We start from the raw sequence: 18,163 nt of genomic DNA on the forward strand, positions 1-18,163 counted from the left end.
ATATGGTAGAATAAAAGAAAAATAGCATCTAAGAAAATTCTATTCCCCTACCTTCGGGAATTTCAAGCTGTCAAGCAAATTTACTTGAAAGAAAAGTATTGCATTATATGGCTAAATATGATATTTTTGTTTAGGTAAGTAAGCATAGCTTTGCTTTTTAAGTGAATTGCAGAGGAGGATATGAATATGGCAAAAGATTTTATTACAGGACGTAAGACTACTTTCGGTAAGAAACGTTCTCATGCATTGAACCAAACAAACCGTAGCTGGAAACCTAATTTACAAAAAGTTCGCATCTTAGTTGATGGTAAACCTAAAAGAGTTTATGTATCTGCTCGCGCTTTAAAGTCAGGTAAAGTTACCCGTGTTTAATTCAATTTAAAAAGACTCAGCATTTATGCTAAGTCTTTTTTTTTGCTCTATTTTTCGTCATCACGACTTTGAATCACAATAATAATACCAGATTCAAAACTAAACTCACCTGTATCCCCCATAAATTCATTACTTGCTAATGAAATCGGGTTCACAAAATTAATTTGATTCAATGTATACTTCTCATCTATTAAACTCAATTTTTTAACTGGTGACAGTGGAATAAATGCAAGATATTTTTTATCATCTTCTTTTATTAACTGATACTTACCAGATTTAAAGAATCGAATTGAATTTTGTTTATCAACTAAACAAATTTTTTCAAACATTGTATTAAATGGCTCTCTAAAAATAAAAAACAAATTAGCCAATAAATGATCAATTCGACCACCTGTAGCGCCATAAATCGTCACTGAATCAAACTCAAATTCAGATATGGCTTCTCTCAAAGCAAATTCAGTATCTGTATCATCTTTTTCAGGATTAGCTATTTTAATTTTTTTACTATGATTAGATACTAAATTAAATTCACTTTCAGTCATTGAATCGAAATCACCAATCGATAGCTCAGGTGTAATACCTAGTTTTATTAATCGCAATGCACCTCTGTCAACACCAATCCACGGTCCACGAACGTTACCATCCACTAATTCCTTAGGCCACTGTTCCTTAGGTCCACCGACTAAGATATTGAGTTTCATTTGGTTGCTTCTCTTAACTTATTAATTTGTTCAGTTGGATTATCACTATTGTAGATGTATGAACCAGCTACTGCGACTGTTGCACCACTATCAAGACATTCCTTAATCGTTTGATCATTAACACCACCATCAACTTCAATATCAAAATCATAATTTTGAACTTGTTTGATACGGTCTAATTGGTCAATTTTACGTTTCATTTCTGGAATAAATGATTGTCCCCCAAATCCAGGGTTAACAGTCATCACTAATACTTGATCAACAAGTGGCAAAATTTGTTTAATTGTCTCTAGGGATGTTCCTGGGTTAATAACCACTTCAGCTTTCACACCTAATTTTTTAATATGTTGAATAACACCAAAAATATGGGGAGTTGATTCAACATGAACCCCAATAATATCAGCACCTGCCGCAGCAAATTCTTCAATATAAGATTCTGGATTTTCTACCATCAAATGACAATCCAAAACCATTTTTGTTAATGGTCTAATTGCTTCAACGACGTTTGCACCAAAAGTTAAATTAGGCACAAAATGGCCATCCATAATATCAATATGTAAATATTCTGCACCAGCTTGATCAACAACTTTAATATCCTTTTCCAAGTTTGCAAAATTAGCGCTTAAAATAGAAGGTGATAATTTCATTTTGGTCATCTCATTTCTTATAGTTTGGTTTTTGATCAACAATTAATTGATTAAATTGTAAATAATTTTTGTACCGACTCTGTAATAAATTACCTTGTTCAAGTGCTGCTTTAACTGCACATTTAGGCTCCTTAATATGCAAACAACCTCTAAATTTACAGCCAACAGATAGTTCATTTAATTCTGGAAATAACTTTGGTAACTCTTCTTTTGACATATCAAATAAATCAAAAGAAGAAAATCCAGGTGTATCAGCAATTAGCCCACCTGCAATAGGCATTAATGTTACCTTACGAGTAGTATGTTTACCACGATGTAAGGCTTTTGATATCTCAGCCGTCTGCAACTCCAACTCTGGCATAATTTTATTTAGTAATGTTGATTTTCCTGCACCAGTCTGACCCATTACGACTGCAATTTTACCCGGAAAGGTATCTTGTAATTCTTTAACCACAACATCTTCATTTTTACCAAATGGAAAAAATGTTGGATAGATTTGACTATAAGCTTCAATAATACTGCTTATTTCAACTACTTTCTCTTCAGGAATTAAATCGCCCTTTGAAAAGTATAAGACTGGCTTAACATGATGCGATTCTAGCATAATTAATTGTCTATCTAATAGATTGCTTGAAAATGCTGGTTCAACACATGACGTTACAACAATTGCTTCATCAATATTAGCTACTGGTGGTCGAATTAAGCTGTTTTCTCGATCATGAATATTAAGAATATAGCCTTCTTTTTTATTTTCAGCTTTGAAGTCAACCCAATCGCCAACTAGTGGTGCCTGGTTAGAATTTCTAAAATTACCTCGAGCCCTTGTTCGATAAGTTTCGCCTTCGACATCAACGTCGTAAAAGCCACTTAATGATTGTCTAATCTGACCTGTTACCAATAAATTAACCTCCTTTAACTGGACTCATGTAACCGTTTTATATGATTAATTAAAAAATAGATTAGAAGTTTACCCTCTAATCTAATTTTACCACATCTTTTATTTAATTTTTAGTTACATTATCATTTTCCGCAATTACTTCACCATCACGCAAAATTTTATATTTTCCTGCTTTTCCAGAATCTAAAACAAATGATAATTTAAAATCAGTATCTTTTGTAATTGTTTTCCGTTCATAAATATCATCAATGTTATGTGTTTTGTCTTCAATATAAATTTCAATAGCATTTTCATCTGCTTTTGATTCTGAAGAACTTGAACTAGAGCTGGAACTATCATCTGACGACGAGTCTTTGTCCTCATCCGTATCTTTTTCTTCATCAACTGAACTTGAACTTTCTGACACAATTGATTTGAATGGAACAGATATAGTCCTGGTAAATTCATCAGTTGTGACTTTTTTTCCTTTAGAAATAACAACTGATAATCGATCACCTTTAGAAAAAGAGCTTCCTTCTGCTGGTGATTGTTTAATAACTTGACCTTTGTCAACTGAATCTGAGTAGGCCTCGCTAATTGTCAGATTACCACCTAATTCGCTTGTATAATCCTGAACACTTTTTCTTGTATATCCTGTTAAATCTCTAAGTGTATACACTTTAGGACCTGAACTAACTGTCAATGTAATCACTGTATCACTCGGAACTACCTTATCACCCGCTGTGACATCTTGCGCCATAATTTCATTTTCAGTCACAGATTCTGACTCTTCCGTTTCTTTTTCAACTTTAAAGCCATCATTTTCTAACGTTGTTTTAACATCCTCATAATTACTACCAACGTAATTCTCGATTGTTATCTTAGCTTTTCCCTTTGATACCATTACATCAACCTGATTTTTTTCTCGAATTATTTCATTCTTCTTAGGTGTTGAATTAATGATATTACCACTATCAACGGTTTCACTATTTGTTCGAGTAATTTTACCAAGTTTCAAATTTTTGTCTGCTAAATTTGATTTTGCTTCACTAACTGTCATTCCGCTTAAATCAGGGACCTTAACTTCTTTTGGTGAACTCATTGCAAGAATCGCACCACCCAGAATAAGAGCGACAAAAGCAAAAATGATTGCGCCGATAGTCCATTTTTTACGACGACTCATTTTCTTTTTCGTATCTTTTTTTACATCTGGTTCCTGATTCGGACTAAGTGTTTCTACAGTCTGCTTATCAAATACCGGCAATACTTTAGTTTCACCACTGATAACCTCTTCAGGCTGCCACTTTGCCACATTTTTTTTAGCCAAAGATTCTCGCAAAGCAATTGACATTTCTCCAGCAGATTGGAACCTATCTCGCGGTACTTTACTTGTTGCTTGTAAAACAACATTTTCAAGAGACTGCGGAATATTAGGATCAAATTCCCGAACAGATGGCACATCACTTTGAAAATGTTTTAGGGCAATTGAAACAGCTGTTTCACCTTCAAAAGGAACTCGCCCAGTTAACATTTCATACAAAATAATACCAAGCGAATAGATATCAGATTGTTTTGTTGCCATGCTACCTCTAGCCTGTTCTGGCGAAAGATAATGAACAGAACCCAATAAAGTATTAGTTTGTGTTAACGAATGATCAGCCAATGCCACAGCAATACCAAAATCTGTAATTTTAGCATTACCATCTGCATCTATTAAAATATTTTGTGGTTTTAAATCACGATGAATAATACTGTGATCATGTGCTACTTCTACAGCTGATAAAATTTGAGTCATAATATCAATCACAACTTGATATGGAATTGGGAACCTTTTTGCTATATATGTTTTTAAATCATGTCCCGGCACATATTCCATGACCATAAATTGCAGTCCGTCTACTTCACCGACATCATAAACATTCACAATATTTGGATGAACCAATTCAGTTGTTGCCAATGCCTCACGTTTAAAACGTCTAACAGTATCTTGATCATCCCTTAAATCGACTCGCAATACTTTAACAGCTACTGGTCGATCCAAAATTAAATCAGTCGCAAGATAGACATTTGCCATGCCACCTTCGCCTAATGAATTTATTATTTTATAACGTTCATTAAAAATTGTATCAGGTTTCATTACACTATCCCCCGATCATTGCTAACCAGGAGTGCGGTAATGTTATCTAATCCGCCTGCCTTATTGGCCAATCTAATTAATTCCGAGCCTTTTTCTTCAACAGTTGTAGTATTTTTTAAGACCGTCTTGATTTCATCATCAGAGACCATATTAGTTAAGCCATCTGTGCATAATAATAATAAATCACCCGACTCAGAATCATTAACCGCAATATCAGCATCAGCATCTGACGAGATACCTAAACTTCTTGTAATCATATTCTTTTGCGGATAATTTTTAGCATCTTCTACGGTTAGTTCGCCACGCTTAATTAATTCATTCACTACTGAATGATCTTCAGTTAATTGATAAAGTTCTTTGTCACGTAATAAGTATCCTCGGCTATCACCAATATTGGCAACAATATATTTTTCTTCAAAGAATATGGCACATACCATTGTTGTGCCCATACCTGAAAGATCTTCATATTGATTAGACTTTTCAATAATTTGTTTATTTTCCATCTCTACTTCTTTGGTTATCCATTTAATTGCATCACTGGGCTGGCTAAAATTAGTTCCTTCAAATCGAAATCCCATGTGTGAAACGGCCATTTCTGAAGCAACATCTCCGCCCAAATGACCACCGATACCATCTGCAACCATCACAAAAGAAATACCACTTTTATTGTGAAAGACACCGACGTAATCTTCATTATTTTCTCTGACACTACCTACATCTGTTTGATAGGCAACTTTCATTCTTACACCTCGAGTCTAAAGTTGTTTTTCTAAACATGTAATGAAAAATCCATCTGAATGATAATCATCCGGATAAATAGTTAATTCTTTATCGTCTCTATTTTCTTTTAATGCCAAAGCAGTTGGCGTTTCAATCACTTTAAATTCAGGATGAGTTTCAACAAACTGGTTAACAACATCCTTATTTTCAATATCTAAAATAGTACATGTACTATAAGTTAAGCGACCACCTTTTTTCAAAGTTGGTGCCACTTTGTCTAAAATAGCTAATTGAATTTTTTGTAAATTATTTGAATCAGCTAATGTTTTTTCATATTTAATTTCTGGTTTACGACGTAATAATCCAATTCCAGAACAAGGTGCATCAACAAGAATTGAATCAAAATATTCATTATCAAATTCTTCTGAAATTAAACGTGCATCTAATACCATCTCCTCAACAACACTAGATAAACCTAAACGTTTAGCATTATCACCGATTAATTTAACTTTGTGTGCATGAATATCTAACCCTACAACTTCACCAAATAAAGTTTCATCTAGGAATGATGCAATATGGGTTGTTTTTCCACCTGGTGCGGCACATGCATCTAAAACTTTATCACCTGGTTGAATATTCATTGCGTCAGCAACTAACATTGCACTTTCATCTTGAATCGTAATTAACCCATCGTGATAAACGCCACTATCAGGAGCAAATCCATTAGTCACTAATAACCCAACTGGTGAAACTTGACTACGTTTCACCTCAAAGCCTTCATTTTCCATTTTTTCAATGACTTCTTCGACAGTTGCTTTAGCTGTATTTACTCTAACAGATTGATCAGGTGCTTCATTGATTGAAGCCAACAAATGTGTCGCTTTTTCTAAGCCTACTTGTTTAATTAATTCGTTTACCAACCAAACTGGTGTACTACTTTCAATACTCAAACGTTCAATATCATCTTTAATTTCAGAAACAGGACGGATACCTTCACGCTCAATTGCATGTAAAACACCAGTAACAAATTTACGCGTACCTGCATGGCCTTTTCGTTTTGCAATTTCAATTGATTCATTAAAAATTGCGCGAGTTGGAATTTTATCAAGATAATGCATCTGATAAATGGCACTCAATAGTAATTCTTGAACCCAATTATCCATTTTGCTAGGATTTTTAACAAATGGTGCCAACCAATATTCTAAAGTGAGACGTCTTTGGATAACACCGTAAACTAGTTGTGTTAATAAATGAGCATCCCGAACTTCCATATGATTATTCTTAATCACTTGGTTCAACGCAATATTTGAATACGTCCCTTGTTTAGCAACTCTTGTTAAAAGATCAACTGCTAAGAATCGGGGTGTCGTTTTTAAATCAGTTGTCATACATCAATCACCTGTTGTCCTTCTTTTATTCCTTGCCCACTACCGTTTAGGTAGTCGACAATGGTTTGTTTTGATTTACCATCTGGTTGAAGCGAATTAATAGCTAATACGGTCCCATCACCACAAGCAATTTCAAGTGATTTTTTAGCTACTTCAACTACTTTTCCAGCAGATAAAATAGTTTTTTTATCTAGTACAGTTATATCCCATATTTTAGTTCTCTTACCCTTTAAAATCGTATATGCACCAGGTACCGGTCTTAAGCTACGAATTTTCCAGTCTATTTCATTAGCCGTTTTTGAAAAATCAAGGGCTTCTTCTTCTGGTTTAATGGTAGGTGAAAAGGTTACTTTATCTTCATTTTGTGGTGTTGATTCACTTGTACCATCAATTAGTTTTGGTAATGTTTCAAGTAATAGTTCCTTACCTAATAAACTTAATTTTTCAAACATTGAACCAGTATCATCATTATTTTCAATTTTAATTGCACGACGGCTAATAATATTTCCAGCATCCATTTTTTTAACCATATAAATAATGGTAATACCTGTTTCTTGTTCACCATTCATAATAGCATATTGAATTGGTGCGCCACCACGATATTTAGGTAATAGTGAACCATGGACGTTTATTGCACCAATTTTAGCAGATTCTAATAATTTTGTTGGTAAAAATTGTCCAAATGCTGCAGTTACCAAAAAATCGGGTGCCATTGCAATTACTTTGGCCATTTCATCGCTGCCACTTAATTTTTCTGGTTGTAATACCTCAATACCATGTTTTACTGCAACTTGTTTTACTGGTGATTGCGTTAAAATACGTTTTCGCCCAACCATTCGATCTGGTTGTGTCATAACAGCTTTCACGTCATAGCCGTTTTCAATTAAACTTTCTAAAATTGGAGCTGAAAATTCTGGTGTTCCCATAAATACAATTGACGTCATAATATCTCCTTAATTTAAATAAAGTTTACTGGTTCAGAATCAATCGTTAATTTTAAACCTTTTCGAACTTCGGCTTGAGATTTAGTCATTAACTCTCTTAGTCGTTCTTTTAATTGACCTTCTGATTTATACTTAATAACCACTTGATAATAAAAACGATTATTAACACGCATAATTGATTTTGGTGTTGGTCCAAGAATAATCGCATTCTTTGATAACACTGGTTTTAAAAATTGAACTGCTTCTAACATTTTTTTCGCTGCTCCAGCCTCATCCGTATAACTAGCAGTGAGCTGAATTGTATAATAATATGGTGGATAATTTTCCATATGTCGAACTGACATTTCTTTTTTATAAAATGATTCATAGTCATGATGCTTCGCATATTGAATCGCGTAGTGATCTGGATTAAAAGTTTGGATAATAACATGTCCTTCTTTTTCAGCTCGACCAGCTCGACCGCTCACTTGGGTTAATAATTGGAACGTTCTTTCACTTGATCTAAAATCAGGCAAACTAAGTGCTGTATCTGCATTAAGAACGCCAACTAACGTCACATCAGGAAAGTCTAACCCTTTCGCAATCATTTGTGTACCCAATAAAATATCAGCTTCTTTTGCGCCAAATTTAGCTAGGATTTTTTCGTGTGCGCCTTTTTTACGTGTCGTATCAACGTCCATTCGTAAAATTTTAGCCTCTGGATATAACGTTTTAAGTTCTTCTTCAACTTTTTGCGTACCTGTACCATAATATCTAATTTTTCGACTATGACAGTTAGGACAAGTTTTAGGAATACCTTCTTCATGTCCACAATAATGACATTTCATTGTATGAGTATCCATATGCAATGTTAAAGAAGTATCACAGTTAGGACAAGGTAGCACGAATCCACAATCTCGGCACATTACGAAAGATGAAAACCCACGACGATTTAACATTAAAACAGTCTGTTCATTTTTCTCAAGGCGCTTAGTAATTTCATGTCTAAGTGGCTCAGAAAAATTACTCTCACCAGTCTTTTTCATTTCTTCTCTCATATCAATTAGCGTAACTTCTGGCATGGGATGACCATTTATACGTTGAGGTAATTGTAACCACTCATACACGCCTTTTTGAGCTCTAGCACGAGATTCGAGGGATGGTGTTGCACTACCCAATATGACAGGACACTGATGTCTTTTACTTCTCCAAAGAACAACATCCCTTGCATGATACCTTGGTGTTTCATCTTGTTTATAGCTCGATTCATGCTCTTCATCAACAATAATAACGCCAATATTATCTAATGGTGCAAAAACGGCTGAACGTGCACCGACAACTACTTGCGCTTCTTTACGCTCAATCCGGCGCCATTCATCATAACGCTCACCGTCAGACAAACCGCTATGCAGGACCGCAACTAGATTACCAAATCGTGATTTAACTCGCTTAACCATTTGGGGTGTCAAAGCTATTTCTGGTACAAGCATCAAAGCTGTTTTTCTAAGTTCTAGCGCTTTTGCGATTGTCTGCAAATAAACTTCTGTTTTCCCACTCCCCGTCACACCTTGAAGTAAAAATGTTGTATTAGTTCCACTTTTAATAGCCTCATCGACAGCTAGCACCGCAACCTCTTGATCTGAGGTTAATTCTTGCATATTGGTTGGCTCAATAATTGTGTCTTTATATGGGTCCCGATATACCTCAGTCTCAACTTTTTCAAGCCAACCATTTTTTGCTCCAGCTGTAATTGTTGCAGGTGTCACGCCTATTTCCTCAACAACTTGTTTCTGAGGAATCAAGCTATCTTCAGTGAGTGATTGTAGATAGTCAATCAATAAGTGCTGTTGTTTAGCATTTTTACGTAAACCACTTCGAATATTTTCATATGCTTCGAATCCAAGTTTTGGTTGGATTGATATTTGCATTTTAACTTTAGCTTTATTGCCAACTTCATAAATCATCTCAGCCTTTTCAGCCTTGGTAAGTTGTAATAATTCTTTAATTATTTGAGCATCCATATGTTCTGGATCAAATTCAATAGAATCTTGACCTTGAAATAATTTATCTTGTAAATCTTCATCAATTTCGTCAATTAAACGAACTCGCTTTTTATAGGTTGCACGCATGACACTCGGTAAAACCATTTGTAAGGCAGTTATACGGAAGGAAAAGGTTTCATTAGCTATCCACTCAGATAAGTCTAATAATTCAGTATTCACAACAGGTCTTAAATCAACGACTGATTGAATATCTTTTACATGACCATCGAACTCATTCTTATCAAAAAGATCAATTACAAATCCTTGAACCAATCGTTTACCATTCCCAAATGGTACAATAACCCGCATGCCAATCTCAATCTGATTTGTTAATACTGCTGGGATTGAATACGTATATGGCTGGTCCGTTTGCATCGTAGGAACATCAACGATAATTTTTGCATATTGTGACATACTGAAACCTCCTTTCATTTAATTAACTGCTTATTTTACTACATCGCTTATAATAGTAGCTAATAATTCCTTAGCAATTTGCTTTTTACTTGTTTGCTTTATGAAATCATTTTTTCTGTTTGGTCTAAGCAGTGTTACCTCATTATCATTGCTATTAAATCCAATGGCAGAATTTGAGACATCATTTAAAACCAATAAATCTAAATTTTTCTTTTCTAATTTTTCTTGTGCATTTTCTAGTCCGTTTTGGGTTTCCGCAGCAAATCCGACTAAATACTGATTTTGCTTAATTTGGCCCAAATGTTTTAAAATATCTGGATTTTTTTCTAATATTAACGTTAAAGTAGATTCAGCTTTTTTTATTTTCTGATCTGCAACATTTTGTACACGATAATCTGAAACAGCTGCTGCCATTATCAAAATATTTTGGTCATCAAATCGCTTATTGATAGCTTCAGATAACTCTAACGCAGTTGTAACTCTAATTGTTGTCACGCCAATTGGGTCTGGCAACTGGCTTATTCCGCTAATTAAGGTGACATTAGCACCTAACTTTTGCGCTTCAATCGCAATTGCGAAACCCATTTTACCAGAAGAATCATTAGCGATAAAACGAACTGGATCGATTCGTTCTCGTGTACCACCAGCTGTCACTAAGACATTTTTACCTTCTAATGGTTTGTCACTATCCTCAAAGGAAGTTTGAATAACTGACATTATCACATTTAATTCGGGAAAACGTCCCTTACCTGAATAACCTTCTGCTAAAAAGCCTATTTCTGGTTCAATAATCTGAATGTTATTTCGTCCTAAAAATTTAAGATTACGTTGTGTAGCAGAATTCATTAGCATATGTTCATTCATTGCGGGCACAACAATTTTTTGTGCCTCAGTTGCTAATAAAGTGGTTGAAACAAAATCATCTGCGATACCATTGGCCATTTTTGCGATAATGTTTGCTGTCGCTGGTGCAATAACCATTAATTCTGCCCAGTCTGCAAATTCAATATGTGCAACATGCTCAGACTCTTTTCCTGAAAATAAATCAGTTAACACCCTATTTTTACTCAACGTTTCAAAACTCAAGGGTGTTACAAATTCAGTTGCAGCTTTGGTCATCGCAACTCGAACGCTAGCACCTTGTTTAATTAGTGCTCGGACTAATCCCAAACTTTTATACGCTGCAATACCACCTGTTACAACAAGACCGATTTTTTTATTTTCAAGTGTCATTTCATGTCGCCCCCATACCGAATTTATTCTATTCTCTATTGTATCAATTTTCTAAGAAATAAAATAGGAGTTAGGACAATTAGCTTGTCTTAACTCCTTTTCATTTAATCAGATTAACGAATATCTTCTTTTTCAACTGGATCAATAATTAAATCACCAGTAACAACTTCTTCCAAAGCACGTCCAACATTCTTTTTTGATTTGTAATTAGAAAGCATTGGTAGAGCGCCAGCATCTAATTCATGGGCACGTTTACTTGCTAACATAATTAATGAGTATCTTGAATCTACTTGTTTCAATAAGTCATCTACTGAAGGATATAAAATCATTTAAATACATCTCCTAATTGTTTTCTATAGTCAGGTAAAAATCGTTTTACACGCCAACGTTCAGCTTTAATAATCGTTTGAATTTTTTCAACAGCATCATTTATTTCATCATTAACAACCGCGTAATCGTAATTCTGCATCATATCAATCTCACCAATGGCTTTTGTCATTCGTTTATCAATAGTTGCAGAATCATCCGTTCCACGTCCTGTAATTCTTTGTCTTAATTCCATCAAATCAGGTGGCGTTAAGAAAATAAATAAACCATCAGAAATTTTTTCTCGAACTTGCATAGCACCTTGTACTTCAATTTCAAGAAAGACATCTTGACCAGCGTCAAGCATCTTATTTACATATTTTAACGGTGTTCCATAGTAATTGTCAACATACTTGGCGTATTCTAACATACCGCCCGTTGAAATTTCATTCTCAAATTCTTCTTTTGATACAAAATGATAGTCAACACCATCAACTTCGCCTTCTCGCATTTTACGAGTGGTCATTGAAATTGAATAAAGAAACTTATTGTCAGCTTGGTCAAAAATTGCTTTTCTTACGGTTCCTTTACCGACCCCTGATGGACCAGATAGTACGATCAACATTCCACGATTAGCCATTAAATTTGTAAACTCCTCTAAGATAAGTATTAATAAATAGTATGCACTTTTTACGGCTATTATTCAAGCTTTTTATGCGCTGTTGTCATCTTTTAAATATATTATAAATTAACACTTGCTTTACCGAACGTTTGTTCGTATAATGAAAATACAAACAAACGTTCGGGGAGGAACTTTATTATGCAAAATAAACAACAAACAACAATTCAAACTATTGGCTCAACACTACAATATTCATATCATAAAATTTTTGATTTAGATGACTTTATTTTAAGACCACAAATGCCTCAATTTCAATTAGCACTCTTTACAGAAAAAGTTTTAAAAATGAAAAAAACAATTATTTTACAATTAAATCCAACTGGATTTCAAAAAGAATTCCAAGAACTTCGTGGTACCTTACACCGACGTTCTGGTTCTAATCAATTAATATTTAAAACGCAATATACGAATATCACTTACCTTCTTACTGATAATCAACTCCGTTATATCGCTTTAATCGATTCAATATAAAAATGGTCACTTTCTATAACAACTAGAAAATGACCATTTTTTTATTTACGTTTAATTGTTGTTGGATCAAATTTTCTTTGAATAAGTGCCAAAATTGCATCAGCAATAACGGCCATTAGAGCTGTTGGCAATGCACCAGCTAAAATAATAGCTGCTCCATCAGTTGCATTTGTTCCTCGGATAATAATATCTCCAAGTCCACCTGCACCAATAAATGAACCAATTGCTGTAATACCAATTGCAACAACTAATGCATTTCTAATTCCGGCCATGATAACTGATAATGATAACGGTAACTCAATCATATAAAGGATTTGAAGTCTCGTCATTCCCATCCCTTTACCAGAATCAAGAACGCCAGGATCAACATTAATCATCCCTGAATACGTATTTTTTAAAATAGGTAATAGTGAGTAAAGTGCAACAGTTACAATAACTGTATTAACACCTAAACCTAGTCCCAACATAATAATAGATAACATTGCTAATGATGGTACAGTTTGAATAACATTAGCAGCACCTATTGCTACATCGCTCAATCTATGATGTTTTGAGATAAAAATTCCGATTGGAATCCCAATAATTGCAGCAATTATCACACCATATATTGAAATTAAAAAATGTCTTGTAAATTCTTGTAAAACATATAACCCATTATTACTAAAATAAGACATCAATTGATCAAAAGTATTCATATTAATCACCCGCCTTTTCGAAGTAATGATGTTCTTCTAAGAATTGTTTTGCAACTACTGCTGGTTCGTAAAAATCATTATCAACTTTGTAATTTAATGATTGCATTGTTGATAAATTAATTTTGTTTTTAAGTCGATCAATAAGCGGTGTTAATTCAGGATGTTCCTTCAAGATAGAATCATTTGCAACAAGGCTTGCTGAATATGGTGGGAAGAAGTGACGATCATCCTTCAAAATTTTCAGATCATAACTCTTAATTCGGCCATCAGTTGAATATCCAAGAACAACATCCATTTTACCCTTTGCCAAAGCGCTATAGACTAATCCAATCTGCATAGGATAAATGTTACCAAATTTAATATTATATTCTTTTTGGAAACCATCGTAACCATCACCTACACGGCTAATCCAGTTGGCATCAACACCGACTGTTAATTTAGATTCAATTTTTCTTAAATCAGATACTGTGTTTAAATTGTACTTTTTAGCTGTCTCTTTTGTAACCATAAATGCATAAGTATCAGCAAAACCTAAACTATCAAACCATTTCATTTGGAATCTATTTTCGAATCCATCTTTAACTATTTTATTAGCTTTAACGGTATCTTTTTCTACTGGTTTATTTAATACCGCACTTAAGTCAGTTCCTGTATATCTAGCAGATGATATATCTGCATCACCGTTTTTGAGTGCATTAAAACTTAATGTACCAGAACCTAAATTATTTATCAGTTCTACTTGATTATCTGATTCATGTTCAATCAATTGTTGTAGCATTGATCCAATAATTTGAGATTCCGTCGTTGATTGTGCGACAATTTTAATTGTCGATTCAGAGCCACCTGTTAAACCAGGAAACCCACAACTTGATAGACTCACACCGGCAAACAGAAGGCTTAAGCTAACAAGTATTTTTTTCATCGTAATTTTCATGTTAAAGCCTCCTTAATTTCTTGTTGTTTTTGGTGCTACCTTTTTTTCAACCTGTCCAAGTATAAAATCAACTAGTAAGGCTAATAAGATAACTGGAATTGTACCGCCTAAAATTAATTTTGGTTGATACAAATTTAATCCATTAAAAATCATATCCCCTAAGCCACCAGCACCAATATATGAAGCTAATGTTGCCCAAGCAATTACATAAGTTGCAGCTAAACGAATTCCAGACATAATAACCTGAGATGCCATAACTAATTCAACTTGCAGAATCGACTGCAAATTAGTCATACCCATCCCTTTAGCAGCGTCTTTTAACACTGGATCCACTTCTTTAATACCAATATACGTATTTCTTAATATTGGTAACAACGAATAGATAAATAATGCTACAACAGCTGGTAACTTACCAATCCCAAATAAAGGAATCATCATGGCTAGTAAAGCTAAAGCAGGAATTGTTTGCAACATACTAGCAATTGCAATTACAATATTGGCTGTCTTAGGTAATCTTGTTAGTAAAATTCCTAAAGGAACAGCTATTGCTACTCCAAAAAATAATGCCATTCCTGAAATTTCAATATGTTCCCATAATTTTGAGACAATCATTGCCCCATATTCTTGTAAAAATGAAGTCATTATTAACCCTCCTTCGTTGAACTTGGGCTAGTTTCATCGGTATCTGTACCTGAGTCTGACGTCATTATTTTAGTTACTTCTTCATGAGAAGCACTATTTTCATCACCCCAAAGTGCATCATAAACAATATCAACTAGGGTAGCGCGGGTTACAATTCCGACTAATATACCATCTTTATTAATAACAGGTACATTTTTAAATCCACGTTTTAAAATACGTTCAACAGTATCACGAACTAATGAATCTTCTTTAACATAGAAAATATCTTTGTTCATAATATCGCTGACACTACTTGATGTATTGAAACTATAATCTAAGCTTTCAATATCAATATAACCCTTTAAAATACCAGCATCATCAGTAACTAACAACGTATCAACTCGACGATCATGCATTAAACGAATAGCTGTTACTAATGACTTACCTGGTGTAATTGAAACTGGGTTAGCTAACATAACTTGACCAACAGTTGTAATACTTGGACGAGCTTGGATAAGTCTATCTTGACCAATCAAGTTTTCAACAAATTTATTTGCTGGATTTTTCAAAATATTATCGGGTGTATCTGCTTGAACAATCTTTCCTTCAGACATAACAACAATTCGTGTTGCTAATTTTAAAGCTTCATCCATATCATGAGTAACAAAAACGAATGTCTTACCTAAACGTTCTTGTAAATCTTTAACTAAATCTTGTAAAGCTTCTCTAGTAATAGGATCAAGCGCACCAAAAGGTTCATCCATCAAGATAATATCTTGATCAGCAGCTAAAGCTCTGACAACTCCGATTCTTTGTTGTTGCCCACCAGAAAGTTCAGATGGGTAACGGTCTAAATATGATTCTGGTAGTTCAACTAATTTAATCATTTCTTTAGCGCGTTCATCTCTTTTTTCTTCAGGCCATTTTAATAATTTTGGTACTAATGTAATATTTTCACGAATAGTCATATGTGGCATTAAACCAATATTTTGAATAACATATCCGATTTTACGACGTAATTTAACGGGATCCATTTTGGCTATATCTTTACCATCAATAGTGATTGTACCTTCTGTTTGTGTCAACATACGGTTAATCATTCTCATAGTAGTTGTTTTACCTGAACCAGATGTTCCGATGAAACAAATGAATTCACCATCTTGAACTTCCAAATTAAAATTATCTACAGCTTTATTACCTTTATAAATTTTTGATATTTTATCAAACTTAAGCATATTAGTACTCTCCTTTTTTATAACTAACCAATCATCTATTCATAGTAGTACCTTGGTTTTAATTATTTTTTTTGTGCCGTATTTAGTAATTCTTCAGCATGTTTAACAGTTAAAGGTGTAATCTCAGAACCGGCAAGCATTCGAGCAATTTCTTGAATACGATCTTCCTTAGATAACAATTTAATAGATGTTTCTGTACGTTCACAAATCACTTCTTTAGCTATAAAGTAATGGTGCTCGCTAATTGCAGCAACCTGTGGCAAATGTGTGATACATAGAACTTGTGATTGTTGGGCAATTTGATTAATTTTTTCAGCAATTGCCTGGGCAACACGTCCACTAACTCCTGTATCAACTTCATCAAATATAATACTTGTGACACCTTGCGTCCTAGAAAAAATTGTCTTTAACGCTAACATCATTCGAGAAAGTTCACCACCAGAAGCAATCTTAGCTAATGGCCCCATTGTTTCCCCAACATTTGTTTGAATATAAAATTCAACTTTATCTTGTCCGGTACTATTTAACTGATTGAGTGAATCAAATTTAACTTCAAAAACGGCTTTGTCCATATACAACTCACTTAACTGTTTATGCACTTCTTTTTGTAGAATGATGGCTGCTTTTTTTCGAACATTAGTTAATTTATCAGCCAATTTATGGGCTTCTTTTCTAGCTAAATTAACTTGATTATCTAAATCATCTGCATTACCTTCAGTTGCTTCCATTTCAATTAATTCTTCAGATATAAGACTCAAATAAGCTAATATTTTTTCAACAGAATCACCATATTTGTGTTTTAATTGTACAATTAATTCAAGCCTATTTTCAATCTCATTTAATCGTTGCTCATCCCATTCCAGGGAGTCTAACTGACGCAATAGGTCACTAGATGCATCCTGCAGCATATAATAGGCTGACGACAACCGTTCTGCTAAGTCTTTATATTCACTATCTAAATTATCAATTTTTAGCATGTTAGACATTGCAACACCAACATGGTCAACTGTATTTTCATCATCACCCGATAACGCTTGGTAACTTGCATCCAGTGACTGATTAATAGTTTGAAAATTTTCTAGACGTTCTTTTTCAGCGCTTAATATGTCTTCTTCATTTTCAATTAAATCTGCACTTTCAATTTCATCTTTTTGAAAATGTAACATATCTAATCGTTGTGCCCATTCGTTTTGATTTGTTTGTCTTTTTATTTGTAACTTATTTAGGTTTTGATAGTATTCAAATGCTTCTTGATAACTATGCTTCAGTGTTTGAATATCATTTTTAATATATTCATCTAACATGCCCAAATGCTTATCCTGTTGCATTAATTCTTGATGTTCATTTTGGCCATGAATATCAACTAACGTTTCACCAATTGATTTTAGTGTACTCGTGTTAACCAACATACCGTTTATGCGACAAATATTTTTACCAGATCTATGTATTTCACGTTGTAAAATCACAGAGTTATCATCATGGCCAATACCTAATTGGTCCAACTTCGTTAACGTATTTGAGTTTTCAGTTGGCATAAAGAGTCCTTGTAGCACCATTTTTTTTGCATCTTTTCTAATAAATTCTTGGGACCCTCTACCACCTGATAAGAGGCCCAAAGCATCAATGATAATGGATTTACCCGCACCAGTTTCACCTGTTAAAACTGTCATATTAGCCATGAAATCGATATTCAAAGAATCAATAATGGCAAAATCTTTTATTGTCAATTCTTGTAACATTTTTTTCACCCCTTTAATAGAAAAAA

18 protein-coding genes are annotated in these 18,163 nt (G+C 33.9%); 2 read left to right on the forward strand and 16 right to left on the reverse strand.

Annotated elements, in window-relative coordinates; genetic code table 11:
* Window positions 1-186 precede the first annotated feature (186 nt).
* Window positions 187-372: a 50S ribosomal protein L28 gene (rpmB, locus tag AC1RO3_RS02835; protein ID WP_057973454.1), complete on the forward strand. Its 186-nt coding sequence runs from the start codon at window positions 187-189 to the stop codon at window positions 370-372.
* Between the two features lie 47 nt (window positions 373-419).
* Here rpmB and AC1RO3_RS02840 read toward each other — a convergent pair whose 3' ends face one another.
* The 11 genes from AC1RO3_RS02840 to gmk all read right to left on the reverse strand — a co-directional run bounded on the left by AC1RO3_RS02840 (window position 420) and on the right by gmk (window position 12,400).
* Window positions 420-1,073 carry a thiamine diphosphokinase gene (locus tag AC1RO3_RS02840; RefSeq protein WP_481761261.1) on the reverse strand — a complete coding sequence of 218 codons (654 nt, stop codon included), beginning with the start codon at window positions 1,071-1,073 and terminating at the stop codon, window positions 420-422.
* Window positions 1,070-1,720 carry a ribulose-phosphate 3-epimerase gene (gene rpe / locus AC1RO3_RS02845; RefSeq protein WP_409022609.1) on the reverse strand — a complete coding sequence of 217 codons (651 nt, stop codon included), beginning with the start codon at window positions 1,718-1,720 and terminating at the stop codon, window positions 1,070-1,072. The genes AC1RO3_RS02840 and rpe overlap by 4 nt, the downstream gene beginning before the upstream one ends.
* A gap of 10 nt (window positions 1,721-1,730) precedes the next feature.
* A complete protein-coding gene (gene rsgA, locus AC1RO3_RS02850) occupies window positions 1,731-2,618 on the reverse strand; it encodes a ribosome small subunit-dependent GTPase A (protein WP_481761260.1) in 888 nt (295 codons plus the stop codon).
* Between the two features lie 103 nt (window positions 2,619-2,721).
* A complete protein-coding gene (gene pknB, locus AC1RO3_RS02855) occupies window positions 2,722-4,734 on the reverse strand; it encodes a Stk1 family PASTA domain-containing Ser/Thr kinase (protein WP_481761259.1) in 2,013 nt (670 codons plus the stop codon).
* Entirely contained in the window at window positions 4,734-5,474 is a 741-nt protein-coding gene (locus AC1RO3_RS02860) for a Stp1/IreP family PP2C-type Ser/Thr phosphatase (RefSeq protein WP_481761258.1), read from the reverse strand. The genes pknB and AC1RO3_RS02860 overlap by 1 nt, the downstream gene beginning before the upstream one ends.
* A 15-nt stretch (window positions 5,475-5,489) precedes the next feature.
* Window positions 5,490-6,842, reverse strand: a complete 1,353-nt coding sequence (rsmB, locus tag AC1RO3_RS02865; RefSeq protein ID WP_481761257.1) for a 16S rRNA (cytosine(967)-C(5))-methyltransferase RsmB — start codon at window positions 6,840-6,842, stop codon at window positions 5,490-5,492.
* Window positions 6,839-7,786: a methionyl-tRNA formyltransferase gene (fmt, locus tag AC1RO3_RS02870; RefSeq protein ID WP_481761256.1), complete on the reverse strand. Its 948-nt coding sequence runs from the start codon at window positions 7,784-7,786 to the stop codon at window positions 6,839-6,841. The genes rsmB and fmt overlap by 4 nt, the downstream gene beginning before the upstream one ends.
* Window positions 7,787-7,800: 14 nt before the next feature.
* Window positions 7,801-10,221, reverse strand: coding sequence for a primosomal protein N' (gene priA, locus AC1RO3_RS02875; protein ID WP_481761255.1), 2,421 nt, complete (start codon window positions 10,219-10,221; stop codon window positions 7,801-7,803).
* Between the two features lie 30 nt (window positions 10,222-10,251).
* The gene (gene coaBC, locus AC1RO3_RS02880) at window positions 10,252-11,454 is read right to left on the reverse strand and encodes a bifunctional phosphopantothenoylcysteine decarboxylase/phosphopantothenate--cysteine ligase CoaBC (protein ID WP_481761254.1); all 1,203 of its coding nucleotides are present in this window, start codon (window positions 11,452-11,454) and stop codon (window positions 10,252-10,254) included.
* 113 nt (window positions 11,455-11,567) lie between these two features.
* Entirely contained in the window at window positions 11,568-11,783 is a 216-nt protein-coding gene (rpoZ, locus tag AC1RO3_RS02885) for a DNA-directed RNA polymerase subunit omega (protein WP_409022617.1), read from the reverse strand.
* Window positions 11,780-12,400 carry a guanylate kinase gene (gmk, locus tag AC1RO3_RS02890; protein WP_481761253.1) on the reverse strand — a complete coding sequence of 207 codons (621 nt, stop codon included), beginning with the start codon at window positions 12,398-12,400 and terminating at the stop codon, window positions 11,780-11,782. Before gmk ends, rpoZ begins: the two co-directional genes overlap by 4 nt.
* A 180-nt stretch (window positions 12,401-12,580) precedes the next feature.
* Here gmk and AC1RO3_RS02895 point away from each other — a divergent pair, with 180 nt between their 5' ends.
* A complete protein-coding gene (locus AC1RO3_RS02895; RefSeq protein WP_409022619.1) occupies window positions 12,581-12,913 on the forward strand; it encodes a hypothetical protein in 333 nt (110 codons plus the stop codon).
* A 41-nt stretch (window positions 12,914-12,954) separates the two neighbouring features.
* Here the strand turns inward: AC1RO3_RS02895 and AC1RO3_RS02900 are convergent, their stop codons facing one another.
* From AC1RO3_RS02900 to recN, 5 genes are all read right to left on the reverse strand, one after another.
* Window positions 12,955-13,608: an ABC transporter permease gene (locus AC1RO3_RS02900; RefSeq protein ID WP_481761252.1), complete on the reverse strand. Its 654-nt coding sequence runs from the start codon at window positions 13,606-13,608 to the stop codon at window positions 12,955-12,957.
* 1 nt (window position 13,609) lies between these two features.
* Entirely contained in the window at window positions 13,610-14,530 is a 921-nt protein-coding gene (locus tag AC1RO3_RS02905) for an osmoprotectant ABC transporter substrate-binding protein (RefSeq protein WP_481761403.1), read from the reverse strand.
* A gap of 24 nt (window positions 14,531-14,554) precedes the next feature.
* Window positions 14,555-15,184 (reverse strand): ABC transporter permease, encoded by a 630-nt coding sequence (locus AC1RO3_RS02910; protein ID WP_481761251.1) that lies wholly within the window; start codon window positions 15,182-15,184, stop codon window positions 14,555-14,557.
* Between the two features lie 2 nt (window positions 15,185-15,186).
* Window positions 15,187-16,398: a betaine/proline/choline family ABC transporter ATP-binding protein gene (locus tag AC1RO3_RS02915; protein WP_481761250.1), complete on the reverse strand. Its 1,212-nt coding sequence runs from the start codon at window positions 16,396-16,398 to the stop codon at window positions 15,187-15,189.
* Between the two features lie 62 nt (window positions 16,399-16,460).
* Window positions 16,461-18,137, reverse strand: coding sequence for a DNA repair protein RecN (gene recN / locus AC1RO3_RS02920; RefSeq protein WP_481761249.1), 1,677 nt, complete (start codon window positions 18,135-18,137; stop codon window positions 16,461-16,463).
* Window positions 18,138-18,163: the final 26 nt, after the last annotated feature.

This window comes from Dellaglioa sp. CoH-57-MRSF-19, from assembly GCF_056781975.1.

Coding starts and splice junctions, on each gene's coding strand:
- rpmB (WP_057973454.1), top strand. CDS start 187: ATGGCAAAAGATTTTATTACAGGACGTAAGACTACTTTCGGTAAGAAA.
- AC1RO3_RS02840 (WP_481761261.1), bottom strand. CDS start 1,073: ATGAAACTCAATATCTTAGTCGGTGGACCTAAGGAACAGTGGCCTAAG.
- rpe (WP_409022609.1), bottom strand. CDS start 1,720: ATGAAATTATCACCTTCTATTTTAAGCGCTAATTTTGCAAACTTGGAA.
- pknB (WP_481761259.1), bottom strand. CDS start 4,734: ATGAAACCTGATACAATTTTTAATGAACGTTATAAAATAATAAATTCA.
- AC1RO3_RS02860 (WP_481761258.1), bottom strand. CDS start 5,474: ATGAAAGTTGCCTATCAAACAGATGTAGGTAGTGTCAGAGAAAATAAT.
- rsmB (WP_481761257.1), bottom strand. CDS start 6,842: ATGACAACTGATTTAAAAACGACACCCCGATTCTTAGCAGTTGATCTT.
- fmt (WP_481761256.1), bottom strand. CDS start 7,786: ATGACGTCAATTGTATTTATGGGAACACCAGAATTTTCAGCTCCAATT.
- priA (WP_481761255.1), bottom strand. CDS start 10,221: ATGTCACAATATGCAAAAATTATCGTTGATGTTCCTACGATGCAAACG.
- coaBC (WP_481761254.1), bottom strand. CDS start 11,454: ATGACACTTGAAAATAAAAAAATCGGTCTTGTTGTAACAGGTGGTATT.
- rpoZ (WP_409022617.1), bottom strand. CDS start 11,783: ATGATTTTATATCCTTCAGTAGATGACTTATTGAAACAAGTAGATTCA.
- gmk (WP_481761253.1), bottom strand. CDS start 12,400: ATGGCTAATCGTGGAATGTTGATCGTACTATCTGGTCCATCAGGGGTC.
- AC1RO3_RS02895 (WP_409022619.1), top strand. CDS start 12,581: ATGCAAAATAAACAACAAACAACAATTCAAACTATTGGCTCAACACTA.
- AC1RO3_RS02900 (WP_481761252.1), bottom strand. CDS start 13,608: ATGAATACTTTTGATCAATTGATGTCTTATTTTAGTAATAATGGGTTA.
- AC1RO3_RS02905 (WP_481761403.1), bottom strand. CDS start 14,530: ATGAAAAAAATACTTGTTAGCTTAAGCCTTCTGTTTGCCGGTGTGAGT.
- AC1RO3_RS02910 (WP_481761251.1), bottom strand. CDS start 15,184: ATGACTTCATTTTTACAAGAATATGGGGCAATGATTGTCTCAAAATTA.
- AC1RO3_RS02915 (WP_481761250.1), bottom strand. CDS start 16,398: ATGCTTAAGTTTGATAAAATATCAAAAATTTATAAAGGTAATAAAGCT.
- recN (WP_481761249.1), bottom strand. CDS start 18,137: ATGTTACAAGAATTGACAATAAAAGATTTTGCCATTATTGATTCTTTG.